This is a genomic window from Porphyrobacter sp. THAI-01a, from assembly GCF_056868655.1.
Window position 1 is genome coordinate 732,551 of sequence record NZ_CP180579.1, and the last position, 16,864, is coordinate 749,414.

The following is a 16,864-nucleotide window of genomic DNA, read 5'->3' on the forward strand; positions in this document are numbered from 1 at the left end:
CAGGGCCGCGAGAGGCTCTGCCCCTTCTTTCTACTCCTTCGGCTCCACCGCGCCTATCGCCGCCAGCCGGGTCTCCAGCAGGAAGAAGCCGAGTCCCGTCACCAGCAGCGCCATCGTCAGCACCCACAGCCCCGCGATCACCGTGCCGATCTGGGCGGTGATGTAGGCGCTGATGAACAGGAGGCCGATCACCAGGCTGATCATCACCGCCGCTGCGGTCGAGAACATGATCGCGCCTTGCATCAGCCGCCGGCGGCGCATCAGCCAGCCCACCTCGCGCGTCTGGCGCGGGGTGCGGTGTTCCTCCATCCTGTCCTCGATGATCTCGATGCGCTTGGCGATCCAGATCATGCGGCTCATGATCACGTTCATCACCGCCCCGATCCCGGAGAGCAGGAACGCCGGCGCAAGGCTCAGCTGCACCACCTGCTGCACCCGCGGGGTGGAGGCGGTGCGCTCGATGATCTCGAAGGCGAAGGGCGTGTGCACCGCCGCGGCGGCGAGGAGGTCGGGGAGCATGGCCCGCTAGTCCTTGGCGTAGGGGTTCTTGTTGGTCTTGAGCGTGACGCGCACCGGCACGGCGTCGAAGCCGAGCTTGGCCCGGATGCCGTTCACCAGATAGCGTTCGTAGCTCTTGGGGAGGAGGTCGAGGCGGCTGCCGAAGATCACGAAGCGCGGCGGGCGGGTGCCGGCCTGGGTGATGTAGCGCAGCTTGATGCGCTTGCCGCCCGGAGCCGGCGGCGGATTGGCTTCCATCGCGTCGTCGAACCAGCGGTTGAGGGCGGAGGTCGAGACCCGCTTCGACCACGCCTCGCGCAGTTCGAAGGCCCCGGCGAGCATCTGGTCGAGGCCCTTGCCGGTCTTGGCCGAGACGGCGAACAGGGGAAGCCCGCGCACCTGTGCGAGGCCGTCGTCGAGCGCCGCGCGGATGCCGTTGAACAGCTTGCTCGCGTCCTCGGCCACGTCCCACTTGTTGATCGCGATCATCAGCGCGCGGCCCTCCTCGAGCACGAGGCTGGCGATCTTGAGGTCCTGGTGCTCGAGGCCCTGCGTCGCGTCGAGCAGCAGCACCACGACCTCGGCAAAATCCACCGCCCGGCGCGCGTCGGCGACCGAGAGCTTTTCGAGCTTTTCGGTGACGTTCTTCTTCTTGCGCATCCCCGCGGTGTCGATCAGCCGGATTTCACGGGTCTCGCCCGATTTGGGGTCGGTCCAGTTCCAGTCGATCGCGATCGAATCGCGGGTGATCCCGGCTTCGGGGCCGGTCAGCAGGCGGTCTTCGCCGAGCAGCCGGTTAATAAGCGTGGATTTGCCCGCATTGGGCCGCCCGACGATGGCGAGTTTGAGGGGGCCGGAGGGGCGATCCTCCTCGTCCATCTCGCGCAAGGCCGCACGCTCGGCCTCGTTGGCTTCTTCCCATTCCTCGGCCTTGGCACCGATGATCGGCCACAGCCCGGCGAACAGGTCGGCGACGCCCTCGCCATGCTCGGCCGAGACCGCGAGCGGTTCGCCGAGGCCCAGCGCATAGGCCTCCATCACCCCGGCTTCGGCGGCGGCGCCTTCGGCCTTGTTGGCGACGACCACCACCGGCACTTCCTGTTCGCGCAGGTAACGGGCGATTTCCTCGTCGAGCGGGGTGAGGCCGGCACGCGCATCGACCACGAACAGCGCCGCGTCCGCGCCCGCGAGGCTCGCCTCGGTCTGCTTCCTCATCCGGCCGGGGAGCGAGAGTTCGTCCTCGTCCTCCCACCCGGCGGTGTCGACCACGGTGAAGTGGAGCCCCGCAATCACCGCATCGCCCATGCGGCGGTCGCGCGTCACCCCGGGCTGGTCATCGACGAGCGCGAGTTTCTTGCCCACGAGCCGGTTGAACAGCGTGGACTTGCCGACGTTGGGTCGGCCGATGATGACGACTTCGGGCTTGGCGGGGAGGGACATATCCCGCGCCAAGTGGGCGCAAATGCCGCTTTTGGCAAGGTTTGGCTGGGGTCAGCCCTTCTTGGCGACCGGCGGGTTCTCGCCCAGATCCTCGTACCAGGCCTCGACCGGGCCGGTGAGCTTGATGGTCAGCGGCTGGCCCTTGCGGTCCACCGCCTTGCCCGCCTGCACCCGCACCCAGCCTTCGGAGATCGAGTATTCCTCGATGTCGGTGCGCACGCGGTCCTTGAAGCGGATGCCGACGCCGCGCTGGAGCTTCTCCGCATCGAAGAAGGGGCTGCGCGGATTGACCGACAGGTGATCGGGCGGCACGTCCGCGCCAGTGGAGGCGGCGGGGGCGGTTTCGGGGGTGTCTTCGCTCATGGCCCGCGCCCTTATCGGTGCTTTGCTCCAGCTTCAAGCGTGTTGCGCTTGCCCTTTTGGCGCGAGGGGGATAAGGGCACCGGCTGATACGCGCGGGGAGCCACACGCTTCCCGCGCGGCTTCGTTCGGGCATGCGGGCGTGGCGAAATTGGTAGACGCACCAGATTTAGGTTCTGGCATCGCAAGATGTGGGGGTTCGAGTCCCTTCGCCCGCACCAAGTTCGCCCCTCACCGGCCCGGCCTTACAGATTTCTAGTCAAGAAGGCTTCAGACCAGTTCCCATGCAGACCAAGCAGACTGTCAACGAAGGGCTCAAGCGCGCCTATCTGATCACGATCACTGCCGCCGAACTGGCCGCCAAGATCGACGCCGAGATCAAGAAGATCGCGCCGCAGGTGCGGATGCCCGGCTTCCGCCCCGGAAAGGTGCCCGCGAACCTCGTCAGGAAGATGCACGGCGAGGCCCTGCACGGTCAGGTCGTCAACGACACGATCCGCGAATCGGTCGACAAGCTGATCCGCGACGAGGCGCTGCGCCCCGCGATGCAGCCGGAAGTGGGCCTCAACGAGGACTATGAAGAGGGCAAGGACGCCGCCGTCACCGTCAGCCTCGAAGTGCTGCCGACGATCGAGGCGCCGAGCATCGAGGGCCTCAAGCTCGAGAAGCTGGTGGTCCCCGTGACCGACGCCCAGATCGACGAGGCGCTCGGCAACATCGCCGCGCAGAACAAGAGCTACAAGGACGCCGCCAAGACGAAGAAGGCGGCCGAGGGCGACCAGCTGATCATCGACTTCGTCGGCAAGCTCGACGGTGTCGAGTTCGAGGGCGGCAAGGCGGAAGACGCCGCGCTGGTGCTCGGTTCGGGCACCTTCATCCCCGGCTTCGAGGACCAGCTCGTCGGCGTGAAGACCGGCCAGGAAAAGACGATCACCGTCACCTTCCCCGAGAACTACCAGGCCGAGCACCTCGCCGGCAAGGAAGCGACCTTCGACGTCACCGTGAAGGCGGTGAAGGTCGAGACCGAGACCACCGTGGACGAGGATTTCGCCAAGAGCCTCGGGCTCGACAGCCTCGACAAGCTGCGCGAGATCATGAAGGGCCAGCTCGAACAGCAGACCGCCGGCCTCACCCGCACCCAGATGAAGCGCGCGCTGCTCGACCAGCTCGCTGCGGGCCACAGCTTCGAGGTGCCCGGCACCATGGTCGAGGCCGAGTTCCAGCAGATCTGGGCCCAGCTCCAGCAGGAAGCCGCCCGCGAGGAAGATGCGGCCGCCGCGCTCAAGCAGATCGAGGACGAGAAGGACGAATACCGCTCGATCGCCGAACGGCGCGTGCGTCTCGGCCTGCTGCTCTCGGAAATCGGCCAGGCCAACGGCGTGGAAGTGACCCAGCAGGAAATGGGGATGCTGATCCAGCAGGCCGCGATGCAGTATCGCGCCGAGGACCGCGAGCGTTTCGTGCAGTACGTCCAGTCCGAGCCGATGGTCGCCGCCCAGCTGCGCGCGCCGCTCTATGAGGACAAGGTCGTCGACTTCCTGTTCGACAAGGCGGAAGTTACGGAACGCGAAGTGACCGTCGAGGAACTTCAGGCTGCGATCGAGGCGGAAGACACCACCGAAGCGGCGCCGGCTGCCAAGAAGGCTCCGGCCAAGAAGAAGGCCCCGGCAAAGAAGGAAGCCGCCGCCGAGGACACGCCTGCGGCTGAGGAAAAGCCGGCCGCGAAGAAGGCTCCGGCCAAGAAGGCTGCGCCCAAGAAGGAAGCGGCTCCGGCGGACGAAAAGCCCGCTGCCAAGAAGGCCCCGGCCAAGAAGGCTGCCGCCAAGAAGTGATCAGGTGAGCGGCGGGGCGCTTACTCCCCCGCCGGTCGCCACACCCGGAACGAAGGCGCGGGCAGCCTGGCTGTCCGCGCCTTTTCGTAGACGGCGCCCGCCTTCAGCACCTCGTGGTCCTGCCACTGGCCGCCCATGAAGCTCAGGCCCACCGGCAGGCCCTCGACCGCGCCCATCGGCACGGTGAGGTGCGGATAGCCCGCGATCGCGGCGAGATAGCCCGCGCCGATGCGCCCGCCGAAATTGTCGCCGTTGACCAGATCGGTGCTCCACGCCGGCCCCGTGGTGGGCGCGACGAGGAAGCGCACCTGATTGTCGGCGAGCAGCTTGTCGATCCCCTCGGCCCGGGTCAGGCGGCGGAGCGTGGCGAGGTTCTTCGCATAGGCCTCGGCGTCGGTTGTCCCGAGCGCCCGCTCGAACAGGTCCTGCCCGAACCAGCGCATTTCCGCCGCGGCGTTGGCTGTGTTGAAGGCGACCACATCGGACAGACTGCGCGGTCCGCCGGTGCCGGGGCGGGCGGCGAGATACTTGTCCATCTCGACCCTGAGCTCGTACATCAGCACCGGCAGCGAGGCGCCCCACAACTCGCCCGAGGGGGTGAACTCGATGTCGACCAGCACCGCGCCCGCGCGCGTCAGGTCGGCGAGCGCGGTCTCGAACAGTGCCTTCACGTCCGCGCGGCTGCCGACCGCGCTGCGCAGCACGCCGATGCGCACGCCCGCGAGCGTGGCGGTATCGAGCCCGGCGGTGTAATCGGGCACGCGCTTCGCCTCGAGCGTCACCGGATCGGCCCGGTCCTCGCCGGCGATCGCGGTCAGCAGCAGGGCGGCATCATAGACCGTCTTCGTCATCGGCCCGGCGGTGTCCTGCGTGCTCGAGATCGGCACCACATGGGTGCGGCTGACGATGCCGACGCTGGGCTTGAATCCGACGATGCCGCCCACGCTCGCCGGGCAGGTGATCGAACCGTTGGTCTCGGTCCCGATCGCGCCCCATGCAAGGCCGGCTGCGATCGCCGCCCCGCTGCCGCTCGAGGAGCCGCAGGTGTTGCGGTCGATGGCGTGGGGGTTGCGGGTCAGCCCGCCCACCGCGCTCCACCCGCTGGTGGAATTATCGGAGCGGATGTTGGCCCATTCGGAAAGGTTGGTCTTGCCCAGCACCACGCCGCCGTTCTTGCGCAGCAGCGCGATCAGCGGCGCATCGCGGCCCGTGGCATTGTCCTTGAGGGCGAGGCTGCCCGCGGTTGTCGGCCACTCGGCGGTCTCGACATTGTCCTTCACCAGCACGGTGCGGCCCTTGAGTGGCCCGGTCGCGAACTGCTGGCGCGCCTTGACCGCGGCCGCGGGATCATAGTCGATCACCGCGTTGATGCGCGGGCCGGCATCGTCGAGCGCCTGGATCCGAAGGATGTATTCGTCCACCGCGAGCAGTTCGTTCACCGCAGCACGGTCGGTCGCCGGGGCAGCCGGTGGAGTGGCGGGCTGGGCGAAGGCCGGGACGGCGGTGGTGGCGAGGAGCAGGGCGAGGGCCGGGCGGCCGAGGGCGGTGGTCGTCATCGTGACAGGGTTTGCCACGCATCCGCCCTGCGACAAGAGGGAAAACGCCGGGCGCGCGCCTTGCGGCCTCCCCGTCAATTCACAGGGACAAGGTAAACGCCCTTGAAATTGCCCCCCGCCTGCCGACATAGCCATCCGGAAACCGAAAATGGACAAGGGCCCTTCAATGATCGATCTGTTCGGCAATACCGGCGAAGCTTACGGAACTCAGGGCCAGTTCACCCGCGATCCGGTTACCGGCGCGCTGGTGCCCGTCGTGGTCGAGCAGACCAGCCGGGGCGAACGCAGCTTCGACATCTTCTCGCGCCTGCTGCGCGAGCGCATCGTCTTCGTCACCGGCCAGGTGGAAGACGGCATGGCCTCGCTGATCGTCGCCCAGCTGCTGTTCCTCGAGAGCGAGAACCCCTCCAAGCCGATCTCGATGTACATCAACTCGCCCGGCGGTGTCGTGACCGCCGGTCTCGCGATCTACGACACCATGCAGTACATCAAGCCGCGCGTGTCGACCGTGTGCATCGGGCAGGCCGCCTCGATGGGCAGCTTCCTGCTCGCCGCGGGCGAGCCGGGGATGCGCATCGCGCTCCCGAACGCGCGGATCATGATCCACCAGCCTTCGGGCGGGGCGCGCGGGATGGCGTCGGATATCGAGATCCAGGCGCGCGAGATCCTTCGCATCCGCAGCCGCATGAACGATCTCTACGTCAGGTTCACCGGCCGCAGCCTCGAGGAAATCGAGAAGGCGATGGACCGCGACACCTTCCTCGAGGCCGAGGAGGCCAAGGCCTTCGGTTTGGTCGACAAGGTGTTCGAGACCCGGCCCGACAGCGAGGAAACCGGCATCGAGGACGGTTCGGGCGGGGCACCTGAATAAGCTTTGCACCCCGGCCTGCTCCGCGGCGGGACAAGCCGCCGCCAGACGTGGCTTTTCCACGCCATGTCGAGGGCGGCAGCCATGGTAACACCACGAATTCACGCGCCATGTGTTGATTCATGGGGGCCACGCGATACACTTGACGAATCCGTGCGCGACGTTCCGGCGCCTGCACAAGCGGATTCGAGGACACAGGAATGACCAAATTGAGCGGATCCGACAGCAAGAGTACCCTCTACTGCAGCTTCTGCGGGAAGTCGCAGCACGAGGTGCGCAAGCTTATCGCCGGCCCCACGGTGTTCATCTGCGATGAATGCGTCGAGCTGTGCAACGACATCATCCGCGAGGAAACCAAGGCAGGGATCGCCGGCAAGAAGGACGGCGAGATCCCGACGCCGATGGACATCTTCACCACCCTGAACGACTACGTCATCGGCCAGGACCGGGCGAAGCGCGTGCTCTCGGTCGCGGTGCACAACCACTACAAGCGCCTCAAGCACTCGGGCAAGGCGGGCGACGTCGAGCTGGCGAAGTCGAACATCCTGCTCGTCGGCCCCACGGGTTCGGGCAAGACCCTGCTCGCCCAGACGCTGGCGCGCACTTTCGATGTGCCCTTCACCATGGCTGACGCCACCACGCTGACCGAGGCGGGCTACGTGGGCGAGGACGTCGAGAACATCATCCTCAAGCTGCTCCAGGCCTCCGACTACAATGTCGAGAAGGCGCAGCACGGGATCGTCTACATCGACGAGATCGACAAGATCACCCGCAAGGCCGAAAACCCCTCGATCACCCGCGACGTTTCGGGTGAGGGCGTGCAGCAGGCGCTCCTCAAGCTGATGGAAGGCACCACCGCCAGCGTTCCGCCGCAGGGCGGGCGCAAGCATCCGCAGCAGGAGTTCCTGCAGGTCGACACGACCAATATCCTGTTCATTTGCGGCGGGGCGTTCGCAGGTCTTGATAAGATCATTGCCGACCGGTTGCAGAAGCGTTCCATCGGCTTCGGTGCCCATGTCGCCGATCCGGACAAGCGCCGCGTGGGCGAACTGCTCGAGAAGTCCGAGCCCGAGGATCTCCTCAAGTTCGGGCTGATCCCCGAATTCGTCGGCCGCCTGCCGGTGATCGCCACCCTGCACGATCTCGACGTGCCGGCGCTGGTGACGATCCTCAAGGAGCCCAAGAACGCGCTGGTCAAGCAGTACCGCAAGCTGTTCGAGCTCGAGGACGTCGAACTCACCTTCACCGACGACGCCCTCCAGGCGATCGCCGAGCGCGCGATCAAGCGCAAGACCGGCGCGCGCGGGCTTCGCTCGATTGTCGAGGGCCTGCTGCTCGACACGATGTTCGACCTGCCCGACATGGAAGGCGTCACCGAAATCGTGATCGACGCCGACGTGGTCGCCGGCAAGAAGGAACCGATCCGCGTCCACGGCGGCGAAGCGAAGAAGGAAGAGGCCGCGTAGGTACCGCCTCTGCCTTCCAGCCACCGCTCAGACATTCCGGCGCGCCCTGACTCGCTAGCGCTTCAGCCGCGCCGGGATCTGTTCGTCGGGGCAGTGCATCAGCGAAGTGGTACCCTGATAAAGCAGATCGAGGCCGCCTCCGCCCATGGGCCTGATCCCCAGACTCGGGAGATCTTCCGGGCCGGGCCTGGCGATGGAAATCTCATACGCCCCGTCCTTGCGGCTGATCACCCTCCCATAGTTGTACACGAGTACGTCGACGCGGTTCTTTTCCGGCGCGATCTCGAGGTGGCGGGAGCGCTCGAACTTGTAGAGATAGGCAGGCGCGGTGCATTTCGCGCCCAGTCGGACGTAATAGCCGAGCCGCACCGGGACCTGCCCCAGAATTCCGGTCGAGCCTGAGTCGGGTGCGGGTGCGGGTGCCGCCGCTGCAGCGACCGGGCTGGCAGCAAATCGCGGCTCGAGCGTGCAGATTTTCCCCGCAAGGGATGTGCCTGCAAGGGCGTACTCGCGCCCGTCCCAGCGCAGCAATGGGAAGCAGTCCGATCCCGGTCCCCCGATCTCGATATCGGGCCAGCCGCTGGTCTCGTTCCGGTAGAAATCGGGAATTCCGGTCGACTCGGTAACGACCTTCCAGGTCCCTCCCGCCCGGGTCAGCAAGGCGAAGCCTGACCCCGTGAAGCCGCGGCAGGCTGTTCCGTAACTCATGACCAACGCCTCGGGCTGGCCGTCGCCGTTGAGATCGCGCAGCTGCTCGACATCGCCGGTTTCCTGACCTTCGCAGGTGCTCCACTTGCCGCGGCGCAGCGTGAACCCGGCTGCGCGCATGATTGCCGTGCGCTCGGCCGCGGCGATCGTGGGCGGGGGCGTGTCGGGCACGCGCTCCAGTTGCACCACCGGGGCCTGCCAGCAGCCAGTCAGCGCCTGCTGCAGCGCCGCCGAAGAGCCCGTCAGTGGGAGCGAGCCGACCGTTTTGCCATTGATGCTGACGACCACGCTCTGCCCACTCGCCAGTGCGCCGATCAGTGCGCTGTCCGTGACCGCGCCCGAGAGCTTCGCGGGCTGCCCCACCACGTTGAACGCTATCGGGAAACTGCGCCCGTCGACGGAAAGGGCAGCCGCAATCTTCTTTGCGCGGCCAGCGCTCTGCGCCAGATTCATCAGGACGAAGGGCTGCTGCCCGTCACACATCAACCCCATCCCGGTAATCGCGCCGCTGCCCGGCACGACGGCGACGGGGGGAACACCGGGGTTGTTCTGCGAGACCTGCCACCGCTGCCCCTGCGCAGCGGCTGGCGCAAGCCCCAGGCTCATGCTCCCTGCCAGAAATGCCGCAGCCGCGACGAAGGTCTTCGTGCAAAAGGCATGTGTCATCGGATCAGCTCCCCCAGTGCTGCGCGGCCCCAGAGGGATCATCTCATAAAAGGTGCCGAGTGCACACCCCGCACGGTATCTGTCATTGCCGCGCAAAACCCCGCCCGGCCCTGGAGGCAGGCCGGACGGGGTCGGAGTAAGCGCCGCCCCTTCTGGGAGGGGATGGGGGAGTGAGGGGCAGCGCCAGCCGGGTATGCGTTATCAGCCGGGCAGGAACACGCCGTCGGTCACGTGGACGACGCCGTTCGAGGTCATGACGTCGGCCTTCACGACGGTGGTCTTGCCGCCCTTGGCATCGGTGATCACGACATTGCCGCCTTCGAGCATCGCGGTCAGCGTGCCGCCCTGGACGGTGGTGATCGTCGCCTTGCCGCCGTTGGTGTTGATCAGCTTGACGAGGTCGCCGGCGGTCACCTTGCCGGGGACGGCGTGATAGGTGAGGATGGTAGTCAGGGTGCCCTTGTTCTCGGGCTTCACCAGCGTTTCGACGGTGCCGTCGGGCAGCTTGGCGAAGGCGGCATCGGTCGGGGCGAAGACGGTGAAGGGGCCAGGGCTCGAGAGGGTCTCGACAAGGCCGGCGGCCTTGACCGCGGCGACCAGCGTGTTGTGCATGCCGGTGCTCATGGCGGTCTGGACGATGTTGGCTTCTGCCTTCTTCGCCATGTGGTTGTCGGCAAGCACGGGGGCAGCCACGAGAGTGGTGGTGGCGGCAAGCGCGGCCGCGACGGCGGCGGTGAGGGTGGTCTTGGGGGTCACTTCGGGGATCTCCGCAAATGGGGTTGTCACGTCTGCAAGCCCCTCCCGCTTGCGTGAAAAGCTACGCAAGCCCCGGTGCAGGGGATGCAGCGAATTTGCTAATGCGGATGAATTGCCGCTGGCGCGCGGCGAAGCGACTTGGGGTCAGACGCGGGTGAAGGCGCCCTTGGCGACCACCGGGCCGGCGTCCTGCCCCTCGGGCTTGCCGCCGATCGGCTCGCGGGTCAGCAGCAGCGCCGCACCGTCGCCGAGCTTGGCGGTGACGGCGGCGGGAAGCGTCATGCTGCGCACCTCGCCGGGTGCGACCACGCCCAGCGATTGCAGCGCCGAACCGTCGGCGGGGACCAGCCACAGCTCGTGATCGTGGACGCCATCGTGCTTGAGCCCCACCGCGCCCACCACCATGCGCTCGCTCTCGGGGATGTAGGTTACGTCGAGCCTGAGGCCGGTCTCGCCGATGGGGACGGTGGCGACCAGCGGCGCGGCGGTGGCGACCTGCTCCGGGGGCGCCTGCACGGGGGCACTGCCGGGGGCGAGGGCGAGCCACGCCAGCGCCACGGCGGCCGCCGCGCTCGAAAGTCCCGCCACCCACTGCCAGCGCCGCACCTTCGCTTCCAGCGCGATCACGTTGGCACCGGAAGCCTCGGGGGAGGCGGTCGAGGCCGCCTGCTGCGCCGCCGCCACGCGCGCGGCGATGCCGTCCCACACGTGGTCGCCCGGCTCTGCGCCCGGCATGGCGTCGGTGAGCGGGGCGAACCAGCCGTCCCACCATTCCTTGCGCCACGCGAAGGCCGGATCGGTCGCGTATTTCCCGCGCGCGGCGAGCAGTTCCTCGCCCTCGAGCAGGCCGAGCGCCCACTCGGCGGCGATCATCGGATCGTCGCGGGTCACTTCGGGGCCGGTTTCTTCCACGCCGCTCATGCCGCCTCGCTCGCTTCGAGGCAGGCGCGCAGACGTTGCAGCCCGCGGCGGATCCAGCTCTTCATCGTGCCGAGCGGCACGTCGGCGGCCTCGGCGAGCTGGGCATAGGTCTTGCCCTCGAAAAAGGCTGCGCGGATGTGCCCCTGCGTCCTCGAATCCAGCGCGCCGAGGCACTTGTGGATCTGCGCCGCCTGTTCGGCATCGACCAGCAGCGCATCGGCGAGCGGCGCCTCGTCCGGGAGCGGCGCGGCTTCCTCGACCGGGACGGCGCCCGCGCGCACCTTGCCGGTGCGCAGCCGGTCGACCGCCCGGTTGCGCGCGAACGCCGCCAGCCACGCGATCGGGCTCGCGCGGGTCGGGTCATAGCGGTCGGCCCGCTGCCAGAGATTGACATAGACGTCCTGCAAGGCGTCCTCGGCTTCCTTCCTGTCGCCTAAGATACGAAGGGTGATCCCGAACAGCTTCACCCGCGTGGCGCGATAGATTTCCTCGAGCGCGGACTGGTCCCCGGCGGCGAGCCGCGCCATCGCATCGCGCAGCGCTTCGCGCGCCTCGTCGGCGGAAGGGCGGGGGCGGGCGGCCATCAGTCGCACGCCTCGCACGGGGCTTCGCCGCTTTCGACCTGGAGCGTGGTGTGGTTGACCCCGAAGCGCGCTGCGAGCGTCGCGGCGACCTCGCGCAGGAAGCTGTCGGAGGCCGGGCGCCCCGGCATCACGAGGTGCGCGGTGAGCGCGACCTCGGTGGTGGACATCGGCCAGACGTGAAGATCGTGCACCGCGGCAACCCCCTCGAAGGAGGCGAGGTGCTGGCGGACCTCTGCCAGATCGATCCCCTCGGGCGCGGCATTGAGGCCCATCGCCACGGAGTCTCGCGCAAGGCCCCAGGTACCCCAGGCGATCATCGCGACGATCGCGAGGCTGACCAGCGGATCGATCCAGGCGATGCCGGTGACGAGGATCGCAAGGCCCGCCACCACCACGCCGAGCGAGACCAGCGCATCGGCCGCCATGTGGAGATAGGCTCCGCGGATGTTGAGATCCTCCTGACCTTTCAGAAACAGCATGGCCGTGAACGCGTTGATCGCGATCCCGATCCCGGCGACCACCGCCATCGCCATGCCCTGCGGCTCGGCGGGGTTCATCATCCGGTGCAGGGTCTCGAACAAAATCGCCCCGATCGCCACCGCCAGCAGCAGCGCATTGGCCAGCGCGGCGAGGATGGTCGAGGACTTGTAGCCATAGGTGAAGCGCCCGGACGGCGGCTGGCGCGCGGCGATGCTGGCGATCCAGGCGAGCGCGAGGGCGAGCACGTCCGACAGGTTGTGCCCGGCATCGGCGATCAGCGCCATCGAGCCGTAGACCAGCCCCGCGACCGCCTCGATCACCACGAAGCCGGTGTTGAGGATGATGCCGATCAGGAAGGCGCGGCCGAAATCGGCGGGCGCGTGGTGGTGGTGCCCATGCCCGTGCCCATGCCCGTGCCCATGCCCGTGCTCATGGCCGTGATGGTCGTGATGATGGGCGTGCGCGTGGGCCATGGCGGGTCAGTTGTAGACGCAAGCATCGAGGCCGTCACGCCTGACGATGCCGATCCGCTTTTCGATCCGGTTGCCGTGGCGCGCGAGCCACCCGCCCGGGTTCTTCACCGAGCGTTTCTTGGGGCTGGGGAGGGCAGCGGCCATGCGGCTCGCCTCGTCGCGGCTGAGGCGCGCGGCGGAGTGACCAAAATAGCGCTGCGCCCCGGCCTCGGCGCCATAGGTGCCGATCCCGGTCTCGGCGACGTTGAGATAGACCTCCATGATCCGCCGCTTGCCCCAGACCAGCTCGATCCAGAACGTGAACCAGGCCTCCAGACCTTTGCGGAAATAGCCGCCGCCCTGCCACAGGAAGACGTTCTTGGCGGTCTGCTGGCTGATGCTCGATCCGCCGCGGATCTTCCCGCCTTCGAGGTTCTCGCGCATCGCCTGCTCGATCGCCTCGGTGTCGAAGCCCGAATGCTGGCAGAACCGCTGATCCTCCGAAGCGATCACCGCGCTCACGAGATTGCGGTCGATATTGTCGAGGCTCTCCCAGTCCTTGGTGATGCCGTTTCCGTCCATCAGCATGGTCGCGGTGACGGGCACGGGGAGCCACTTGAAGGCGATCACCAGAACCAGGGTGAGGCCGATGAAGCCGGCAAAGGCCTTGGCCGCGAGGCGGAGGATGGTGGAGACCATGCGACGCCCCTAGCGCAGGCCGGGGGACGTGGGAAGCATCGCCGCTTGCAGGGCGGGGCCGGTGGCGGTTAGCTAGCGGTCACACACGAAGGGGAGACCGAAGAATGCGCCTGTTCCACCTCGCCGCGAGCGCCCTTGCGCTTGCCGCTGCCGTCGCCGTGCCCGCCCGTGCCGAAGCGCCCGAGACGCGTAAGGCGATCGAGGCGGATTACGACAGCTACCTCGCTCCGCTGTTCCTCGATTTCCACGCCAATCCCGAACTCTCCTTCCTCGAGAACCGCACCGCGGCGAAGATGGCGGCGGAGCTGAAGGCGGCCGGGCTCGAGGTGACGACCGGAGTCGGCAAGACCGGCGTGGTCGGAATTCTCAGGAACGGCAACGGCCCGACGATTCTGCTGCGCGCCGACATGGACGGCCTCCCGGTCGAGGAGAAGACCGGCCTCGCCCATGCCTCCAAGGCGGTGCAGACCGGGCTCGACGGGAAGGAATACCCGGTGATGCACGCCTGCGGCCACGATACCCACATCACCTCCATGATCGGCACCGCGCGGCGGCTGGCGGCGATGAAGGACAAGTGGAAGGGCACGCTGATGTTCGTCGTCCAGCCCGCCGAGGAACTGGTCTCGGGGGCCAAGGCGATGATGGACGACGGGCTCTACCAGCGTTTCGGCAAGCCCGATTACGCGCTCGCCTTCCATGTCGCCGCCCAGCTGCCCACCGGGATCGTCTCGGCGGCCGAGGGGATCCAGTATTCCTCCTCGGATTCGATCGACATTCGCGTGCCGGGCATCGGCACCCACGGCGCCTCGCCGCACCTCGGCAAGGACCCGGTCTACATCGCCTCGCAGATCGTGAGCGCGCTGCAATCGATCGATTCGCGCGAGATCTCGCCGGTGAAGCCGGTGGTGGTGACGGTTGGCTCGTTCCATGCGGGCTCCAAGCACAACATCATCTCCGACGAGGCGAAGCTGCAGGTGACGGTGCGCGCCAATGACGAGGAGACGCGCGAGCAGGTGATCGCGGCGATCGGGCGGATCGCGGTCAATATCGGCAAGGCGCACGGGTTGCCCGACTCCATGCCGGTCGAGGTGGTGCGCGGCGCGGGCACGCCGACGACGATCAACGACGCCGCCCTCGCGCGGCGGCTCAACGCGGTGATGAAGCGCGAACTGGGCGAGGCGGCGGTGGTGCCCTTCGAGCAGCAGAACATGGGCGCGGAGGACTTTACCTATTTCGTGAGCGCGGGCCTCGGCGTTCCGGGCTACTACTTCGCGGTCGGCGGCACGCCGCAGGCCGATATCGACGCGGCGAAGAACGGCGGCCCGGCGGTGGCGGGGCACCATTCCCCGCTGTTCAAGGTCGCCCCGAAAGAGAGCGTCGTGCTCGGCACCCGTGCGATGGTGGCGGCGGTGCTGGACCTTGCCCCGGCGAAGAAGCGATAGATGCTCCCGAAATGCTCCGCGTGAAACATTGACGGAGCCCCGATGCGAAAAGGGCGCTGCGAACCCTCGCAGCGCCCTTTCGATATCATGCAACGACCCGGCGACGACCGCGCGATGATCGCGCAACGGCCGGGTGACGGCAGCGCGCTTACGCGACGCCCGGCAGCAGCCTTTCGCCCGCGATCCGCTGCATCGCCTTCTGGAGCTTCTCGAAGGCGCGCACCTCGATCTGGCGGATGCGTTCGCGGCTGACGTCGTATTCCTGGCTGAGCTCTTCCAGCGTCTGGGGCTTCTCGGTCAGGCGGCGTTCGGTGAGGATGTGGCGTTCGCGGTCGTTGAGGCTGTTCATCGCCTCGCTGAGCATTTCCATGCGCAGCTGCGATTCCTCGGCCTCGGCGACGGTCTCGTCCTGCAAGGGGCGGTCATCCGCCAGCCAGTCCTGCCATTCGCCCGAGCCTTCCTCGGCCCCGCGCAAGCTGACGTTGAGCGAGGCATCGCCGCCCATCATCATGCGCCGGTTCATGTTGACGACTTCCTGCTCCGGCACGCCGAGATCGGTCGCGATCTTGGTGAGATCGTCCGGGCGCAGGTCGCTGTCCTCGTAGGCGTCGAGGTTCTTCTTCATCCGGCGAAGGTTGAAGAACAGCTTCTTCTGCGCCGCGGTGGTCCCCATCTTCACGAGGCTCCACGAGCGCAGGATGTATTCCTGGATCGAGGCCTTGATCCACCACATCGCGTAGGTCGCGAGGCGGAAGCCGCGATCGGGCTCGAACTTCTTGACGCCCTGCATCAGGCCCACGTTGCCTTCCGAGATCAGGTCGGCGACCGGCAGGCCATAGCCGCGGTAACCCATCGCGATCTTCGCGACGAGCCGCAGGTGGCTGGAGACGAGCTGGGCGGCGGCTTCGGGATCCTCGTGCTCCTGATACCGCTTGGCGAGCATGTATTCCTGCTCGGCGGTGAGCACCGGGAACTTGCGGATCTCGGCGAGATAGCGGTTGAGCGACTGCTCGCCGCTCAGCGCCGGGACCGACATGGTCTTGGACTTGGACACTGGTTTACCTAACCTTTCTGGCGTCGACCGCTCTGCACGGGACCCCTGATGGGCATCCCGCGAACTGGGCCACGGGTTACTTATATACGTGAAAACCGGTCAGATGTATGCGCGTTTCATCGATCAATACGGCCAAGTTGGTCGATCAGTTCCATCATGTCTTGCGGCAGATTGCTCCGGAATTGCACCATCTGGCCGGTCACGGGGTGCCGGAAGCCCAGTTCCGCCGCGTGCAGCGCCTGCCGCGCGAAACCGAGTCGCTCGAGAACGGGGCGCAGGGGTTTCGGGGTGCGGCCATAGGCAGGGTCTCCCAATAGCGGATGGCCGATTGACGCACAGTGAACGCGCACCTGGTGGGTGCGCCCGGTTTCCAGCCGGCATTCGATCTGCGCGGACGATTCGAGCCTGTGGAGCACCTTGTAATGGGTAATCGCGCTCTTGCCGCGCGAGGAATTGTTGGGGAGCACCGTCATTTTCTTTCGGTCGGCGTCCGATCGCCCGATGCGGGCGTCGATGGTGCCCTCGCTGGGGGAGGGGTGCCCGGCGACCACCGCGATGTAGCGGCGGTGGACGGAGTGTTCGGCGAACTGCGCGGCGAGGCCCTCGTGCGCGGCGTCGGTCTTGGCGACGACCAGCAGGCCCGAGGTGTCCTTGTCGATCCGGTGCACGATCCCCGGCCGCGCCACCCCGCCGATGCCGGAGAGCTGCCCCCGGCAATGGTGGAGCAGCGCGTTGACCAGGGTGCCCGAGAGGTTCCCCGCTGCCGGGTGGACGACGAGCCCCGCGGGCTTGTCGACGACGATCAGGTGCTCGTCCTCGAAGGCGATGGCGAGCGGGATGTCCTCCGGCGCGGCCTCGGCGGGAGCGGCGGGAGGGATGTCGATGCGGAAGGGCGTTCCGGCGGCGACCTTCACCGAGACCGAGGCGGCAGGCCGCCCCGCGACCGCGACCCGCCCTTCCTCGATCAGCGCCTGCACCCGCGCGCGGCTGAGACCGGTGGCCTCGGCGAGCGCCTTGTCGAGGCGGGCGCCCGAACCACTGGACGCGGGGATGGTGCCGGTGATGATTTCGCTCGCGGACAT

At 67.4% G+C, this 16,864-nt stretch carries 16 protein-coding genes and 1 tRNA gene; 5 read left to right on the forward strand and 12 right to left on the reverse strand.

The annotated features are described in order from the left end of the window. Window positions 1-30 precede the first annotated feature (30 nt). The 3 genes from ACMX37_RS03580 to ACMX37_RS03590 are packed head-to-tail and all read right to left on the reverse strand — an operon-like array spanning window position 31 to window position 2,301. A complete protein-coding gene (locus ACMX37_RS03580) occupies window positions 31-519 on the reverse strand; it encodes a DUF2721 domain-containing protein (RefSeq protein WP_483147553.1) in 489 nt (162 codons plus the stop codon). Between the two features lie 6 nt (window positions 520-525). Then, entirely contained in the window at window positions 526-1,938 is a 1,413-nt protein-coding gene (gene der / locus ACMX37_RS03585; protein ID WP_483147554.1) for a ribosome biogenesis GTPase Der, read from the reverse strand. 51 nt (window positions 1,939-1,989) lie between these two features. Further along, a complete protein-coding gene (locus tag ACMX37_RS03590; RefSeq protein ID WP_483147555.1) occupies window positions 1,990-2,301 on the reverse strand; it encodes a DUF3297 family protein in 312 nt (103 codons plus the stop codon). A gap of 133 nt (window positions 2,302-2,434) precedes the next feature. On the opposite strand from ACMX37_RS03590, the gene ACMX37_RS03595 reads away from it, so the two are divergent. Continuing rightward, window positions 2,435-2,519, forward strand: a tRNA-Leu gene (locus ACMX37_RS03595). A gap of 63 nt (window positions 2,520-2,582) precedes the next feature. Continuing rightward, window positions 2,583-4,130: a trigger factor gene (gene tig, locus ACMX37_RS03600; protein ID WP_483147556.1), complete on the forward strand. Its 1,548-nt coding sequence runs from the start codon at window positions 2,583-2,585 to the stop codon at window positions 4,128-4,130. Window positions 4,131-4,150: 20 nt separating this feature from the next. Here the strand turns inward: tig and ACMX37_RS03605 are convergent, their stop codons facing one another. Next, window positions 4,151-5,686, reverse strand: a complete 1,536-nt coding sequence (locus ACMX37_RS03605; protein ID WP_483147557.1) for an amidase — start codon at window positions 5,684-5,686, stop codon at window positions 4,151-4,153. Between the two features lie 166 nt (window positions 5,687-5,852). Here ACMX37_RS03605 and clpP point away from each other — a divergent pair, with 166 nt between their 5' ends. Together clpP and clpX are read left to right on the forward strand one after the other, a co-directional pair. Further along, window positions 5,853-6,557 carry an ATP-dependent Clp endopeptidase proteolytic subunit ClpP gene (gene clpP, locus ACMX37_RS03610; RefSeq protein ID WP_088915665.1) on the forward strand — a complete coding sequence of 235 codons (705 nt, stop codon included), beginning with the start codon at window positions 5,853-5,855 and terminating at the stop codon, window positions 6,555-6,557. A 197-nt stretch (window positions 6,558-6,754) separates the two neighbouring features. Beyond that, complete coding sequence (clpX, locus tag ACMX37_RS03615; RefSeq protein WP_483147558.1) at window positions 6,755-8,020, forward strand: ATP-dependent Clp protease ATP-binding subunit ClpX; 1,266 nt, start codon at window positions 6,755-6,757, stop codon at window positions 8,018-8,020. Between the two features lie 54 nt (window positions 8,021-8,074). On the opposite strand, the gene ACMX37_RS03620 is transcribed toward clpX, so the two are convergent. From ACMX37_RS03620 to mtgA, 6 genes are all read right to left on the reverse strand, one after another. After that, window positions 8,075-9,394: a hypothetical protein gene (locus ACMX37_RS03620; protein ID WP_483147559.1), complete on the reverse strand. Its 1,320-nt coding sequence runs from the start codon at window positions 9,392-9,394 to the stop codon at window positions 8,075-8,077. 201 nt (window positions 9,395-9,595) lie between these two features. Further along, on the reverse strand, window positions 9,596-10,150 hold the full coding sequence (locus ACMX37_RS03625) for a fasciclin domain-containing protein (RefSeq protein WP_483148349.1): 555 nt from the start codon (window positions 10,148-10,150) through the stop codon (window positions 9,596-9,598). A gap of 144 nt (window positions 10,151-10,294) precedes the next feature. Continuing rightward, window positions 10,295-11,071, reverse strand: a complete 777-nt coding sequence (locus tag ACMX37_RS03630) for an anti-sigma factor (protein WP_483147560.1) — start codon at window positions 11,069-11,071, stop codon at window positions 10,295-10,297. Then, entirely contained in the window at window positions 11,068-11,655 is a 588-nt protein-coding gene (locus tag ACMX37_RS03635) for a sigma-70 family RNA polymerase sigma factor (protein ID WP_483147561.1), read from the reverse strand. The genes ACMX37_RS03630 and ACMX37_RS03635 overlap by 4 nt, the downstream gene beginning before the upstream one ends. Further along, window positions 11,655-12,608: a cation diffusion facilitator family transporter gene (locus ACMX37_RS03640; protein ID WP_483147562.1), complete on the reverse strand. Its 954-nt coding sequence runs from the start codon at window positions 12,606-12,608 to the stop codon at window positions 11,655-11,657. Before ACMX37_RS03640 ends, ACMX37_RS03635 begins: the two co-directional genes overlap by 1 nt. 6 nt (window positions 12,609-12,614) lie before the next feature. Further along, window positions 12,615-13,286 carry a monofunctional biosynthetic peptidoglycan transglycosylase gene (mtgA, locus tag ACMX37_RS03645; RefSeq protein WP_483147563.1) on the reverse strand — a complete coding sequence of 224 codons (672 nt, stop codon included), beginning with the start codon at window positions 13,284-13,286 and terminating at the stop codon, window positions 12,615-12,617. A 104-nt stretch (window positions 13,287-13,390) separates the two neighbouring features. On the opposite strand from mtgA, the gene ACMX37_RS03650 reads away from it, so the two are divergent. Then, window positions 13,391-14,728, forward strand: coding sequence for an amidohydrolase (locus tag ACMX37_RS03650; RefSeq protein WP_483147564.1), 1,338 nt, complete (start codon window positions 13,391-13,393; stop codon window positions 14,726-14,728). A gap of 148 nt (window positions 14,729-14,876) precedes the next feature. Here the strand turns inward: ACMX37_RS03650 and rpoH are convergent, their stop codons facing one another. Continuing rightward, on the reverse strand, window positions 14,877-15,764 hold the full coding sequence (rpoH, locus tag ACMX37_RS03655; RefSeq protein ID WP_483148350.1) for an RNA polymerase sigma factor RpoH: 888 nt from the start codon (window positions 15,762-15,764) through the stop codon (window positions 14,877-14,879). Window positions 15,765-15,898: 134 nt separating this feature from the next. Continuing rightward, entirely contained in the window at window positions 15,899-16,864 is a 966-nt protein-coding gene (locus tag ACMX37_RS03660; protein ID WP_483147565.1) for an RluA family pseudouridine synthase, read from the reverse strand.

Excerpts from the sequence above, each read along its gene's own strand:
- clpX (WP_483147558.1), top strand. The coding sequence starts at position 6,755 with ATGACCAAATTGAGCGGATCCGACAGCAAGAGTACCCTCTACTGCAGC.
- tig (WP_483147556.1), top strand. The coding sequence starts at position 2,583 with ATGCAGACCAAGCAGACTGTCAACGAAGGGCTCAAGCGCGCCTATCTG.
- mtgA (WP_483147563.1), bottom strand. The coding sequence starts at position 13,286 with ATGGTCTCCACCATCCTCCGCCTCGCGGCCAAGGCCTTTGCCGGCTTC.
- ACMX37_RS03635 (WP_483147561.1), bottom strand. The coding sequence starts at position 11,655 with ATGGCCGCCCGCCCCCGCCCTTCCGCCGACGAGGCGCGCGAAGCGCTG.
- ACMX37_RS03630 (WP_483147560.1), bottom strand. The coding sequence starts at position 11,071 with ATGAGCGGCGTGGAAGAAACCGGCCCCGAAGTGACCCGCGACGATCCG.
- clpP (WP_088915665.1), top strand. The coding sequence starts at position 5,853 with ATGATCGATCTGTTCGGCAATACCGGCGAAGCTTACGGAACTCAGGGC.
- der (WP_483147554.1), bottom strand. The coding sequence starts at position 1,938 with ATGTCCCTCCCCGCCAAGCCCGAAGTCGTCATCATCGGCCGACCCAAC.
- ACMX37_RS03605 (WP_483147557.1), bottom strand. The coding sequence starts at position 5,686 with ATGACGACCACCGCCCTCGGCCGCCCGGCCCTCGCCCTGCTCCTCGCC.
- ACMX37_RS03620 (WP_483147559.1), bottom strand. The coding sequence starts at position 9,394 with ATGACACATGCCTTTTGCACGAAGACCTTCGTCGCGGCTGCGGCATTT.
- ACMX37_RS03660 (WP_483147565.1), bottom strand. The coding sequence starts at position 16,864 with ATGTCCGCGAGCGAAATCATCACCGGCACCATCCCCGCGTCCAGTGGT.
- rpoH (WP_483148350.1), bottom strand. The coding sequence starts at position 15,764 with ATGTCGGTCCCGGCGCTGAGCGGCGAGCAGTCGCTCAACCGCTATCTC.
- ACMX37_RS03650 (WP_483147564.1), top strand. The coding sequence starts at position 13,391 with ATGCGCCTGTTCCACCTCGCCGCGAGCGCCCTTGCGCTTGCCGCTGCC.
- ACMX37_RS03640 (WP_483147562.1), bottom strand. The coding sequence starts at position 12,608 with ATGGCCCACGCGCACGCCCATCATCACGACCATCACGGCCATGAGCAC.
- ACMX37_RS03580 (WP_483147553.1), bottom strand. The coding sequence starts at position 519 with ATGCTCCCCGACCTCCTCGCCGCCGCGGCGGTGCACACGCCCTTCGCC.
- ACMX37_RS03590 (WP_483147555.1), bottom strand. The coding sequence starts at position 2,301 with ATGAGCGAAGACACCCCCGAAACCGCCCCCGCCGCCTCCACTGGCGCG.